This window comes from Escherichia sp. WS1450, from assembly GCF_046487395.1.
GTDB lineage: Bacteria > Pseudomonadota > Gammaproteobacteria > Enterobacterales > Enterobacteriaceae > Escherichia > Escherichia coli.
In genome coordinates this window covers 1-2399 of record NZ_JBJQJO010000092.1, presented here as the reverse complement: position 1 = coordinate 2399, position 2399 = coordinate 1, and the positions used below count along the sequence as shown (strand labels likewise).

3 protein-coding genes and 1 pseudogene are annotated in these 2399 nt (G+C 47.0%); all 4 read left to right on the top strand.

Annotated features, from left to right (window positions below):
* A pseudogene (locus ACJHYR_RS27485) lies at positions 1-93 on the top strand (lysis protein); the annotation flags it as partial.
* 653 nt (positions 94-746) lie between these two features.
* Positions 747-992 carry a hypothetical protein gene (locus ACJHYR_RS27480; protein ID WP_072837613.1) on the top strand — a complete coding sequence of 82 codons (246 nt, stop codon included), beginning with the start codon at positions 747-749 and terminating at the stop codon, positions 990-992.
* Between the two features lie 296 nt (positions 993-1288).
* On the top strand, positions 1289-1798 hold the full coding sequence (locus ACJHYR_RS27475; RefSeq protein WP_000235436.1) for a terminase small subunit: 510 nt from the start codon (positions 1289-1291) through the stop codon (positions 1796-1798).
* Positions 1770-2399 (top strand): phage terminase large subunit family protein (locus ACJHYR_RS27470; RefSeq protein ID WP_410233197.1); only part of this gene is annotated, 630 nt, incomplete at its 3' end. The genes ACJHYR_RS27475 and ACJHYR_RS27470, both read left to right, overlap by 29 nt.

Here is a 2399-nt window from a genome sequence, read left to right as displayed (position 1 = left end):
GGTGGTGATCACTTCTGGAGTGAATCCAGATTAAACATCTCATTGCTGATGCTTGAAGTTGAGCATCTGGCGCGCGGTAAGGGGCTGCGTTGAAATAAGAGCCAGTCATTAAAAATACCTGGATTTAGCCTCGCATTCGCGGGGCTTTTTATTGCCATTACAAAAGCCACTCCCTACAGAGTGGCTTTGATAATGGCTTATGCCCTGTACGGGATAACTTAACTGATATCCCTTTTAACGGATAAAGGTATTCAAGCCTGACACATCATGCGCTGTATCGTCGCCGTATTCCCGTATTAACAGAGACCGTAGCCCGACGGGGAACTCCTTCTGCGAGAGTGTGCGGGAATAATCAAAAACGATGCACACCGGGTTTTTACCGCGCTAATGATTCGCGGGTTTGTCCCTCATGCTCGCCAGTCCTGTGCGAGGGTGGAAGAAACAGGGCATGTATTCAGGAGCGTGCGACCGTGGTCGCACGGTATCTTTGTCAGGAGTTTGTGATGAAAGAGTCGCAGAAATTTAATTCAATAATGGAACGATTCTGTTCTCCTGAGCGAGAGGCTTACAACATGCATTCATTGAGCGCCTGTTGTAATATCGCCAAACATTAATCAGGTGCGCGAGATGTCGGCTAATACTGACCCTGACGAAATGTGACGCTGCTTTAATCTGAAAGATGGTGCAGACGGCCTATAGTTCGCATCCATTCCTGATTACCCGATTCAAGTTGATGAGACAGAAACATGACAGCTGCTAAAGAGCAGATTGAATATGAACTAAATGTATTCTTCGCGTCCGCCTTTGGTGATGTGTTTAAAAGTTGCCGACTGGCTGAAAGCGTATCGGATTACCAGATCTCTACTGTTAGTTTTCCAACGGAAAAAAACGCCTGGCTGGAGCTTGGTGAATTACCCGTGATTATCGAGTTGTCTAACGGACGTTGTTTTGAGATTAGTGCGTCTGAATGGTTGCAGATCACACCGCTTTAAATTAAGCCCGCCCACCTTTGCTACTGGCATTCGCTAGTGGCTGGGTCCTTTCCGGCGATCCGAGCCGTTACGGGGCGTCGAACCCGCGCGTTTTCGCTATTTATGAAAATTTTCCGCGATCCATGTCCGGTTTCTCTGCAAGTTAACTATATGAAAAATATAAAAACATGCTTTCTGCGAACCGGACATGTGCAAAAAATGTACAAACAAACCGGACATATGCGTGCGTTTGCATAAAGTTGCTCGCAAGATGCATGTTTAAAACGCATGAGGGGAGATTTTTTGCGAGGTGAACAGTGGCTACGCAGACTGAAGTTGCCAGGCATTTGAGTCTGACCGATCGCCAGCTTCGCAGACTGCAGAAATTGCCGGGTGCCCCGATATCGAATAAGCGAGGGCAACTGGATCTGGATGCCTGGCGTGATTTTTACATATCGTATCTGAGAAGAAGTAAAAACGATGTGCCTGATGGCGATAGCGAAGACGACTATGAGGAGAAATTGCTTATTGCCAGATGGGAACTGACAGCAGAACAGGCTGTTACACAGCAGTTAAAAAATGAGGTGTCAAAAGGAAAACTTATTGACACTGGGTTCTGTATTTTTGCCCTCAGCAAGCTGGCAATGGCGTTATCCAGTACGCTTGATTCCATCCCTTTATCCATGCAACGACAGTTTCCTGATTTAACACCGCGCCATCTTGACCATCTGAAAACCCTTATTGCGAAGGGGGCAAATCAGTGTGCGCGGGCAGGGGATAAATTACCGGATTTACTCGATGAATATATCAGAGCAACAACTGAATAATATGATGAGTGCTGTCACAACAGCATTACAGCCCCTGATAAGGGCATTGCCGGTGACGCCAGTTGAATGGGCTGATCAAAATTATTATCTGCCTAAAGAATCTTCATATGGTGAGGGAGAATGGAAAACGCTGCCGTTCCAGATCGCCATCATGAACTGTATGGGCAACGATCTGATTCGCACTGTTAACCTGATTAAATCTGCCCGTATTGGTTATACAAAGATGTTGCTGGGGGTGGTCGGGTATTTTATTGAGCATAAATCCCGAAACAGTCTGCTTTTTCAGCCCACGGATTCTGCCGCTGAAGATTTTATGAAGTCTCACGTGGAGGCGACGATTCGGGATGTGTCATGTCTGAAAGACCTTTCTCCATGGCTGGGGCGTAAACATCGTGACAATACTCTCACGCTGAAACGCTTTTCATCGGGTGTGGGCTTCTGGTGCCTGGGTGGTGCGGCAGCAAAAAATTACCGTGAAAAATCCGTGGATGTGGTCTGTTATGACGAGCTTTCCTCGTTCGAACCGGATGTTGAAAAAGAGGGCTCGCCAACCCTGCTGGGGGATAAACGTATTGAGGGCTCTGTATGGCCAAAATCCATT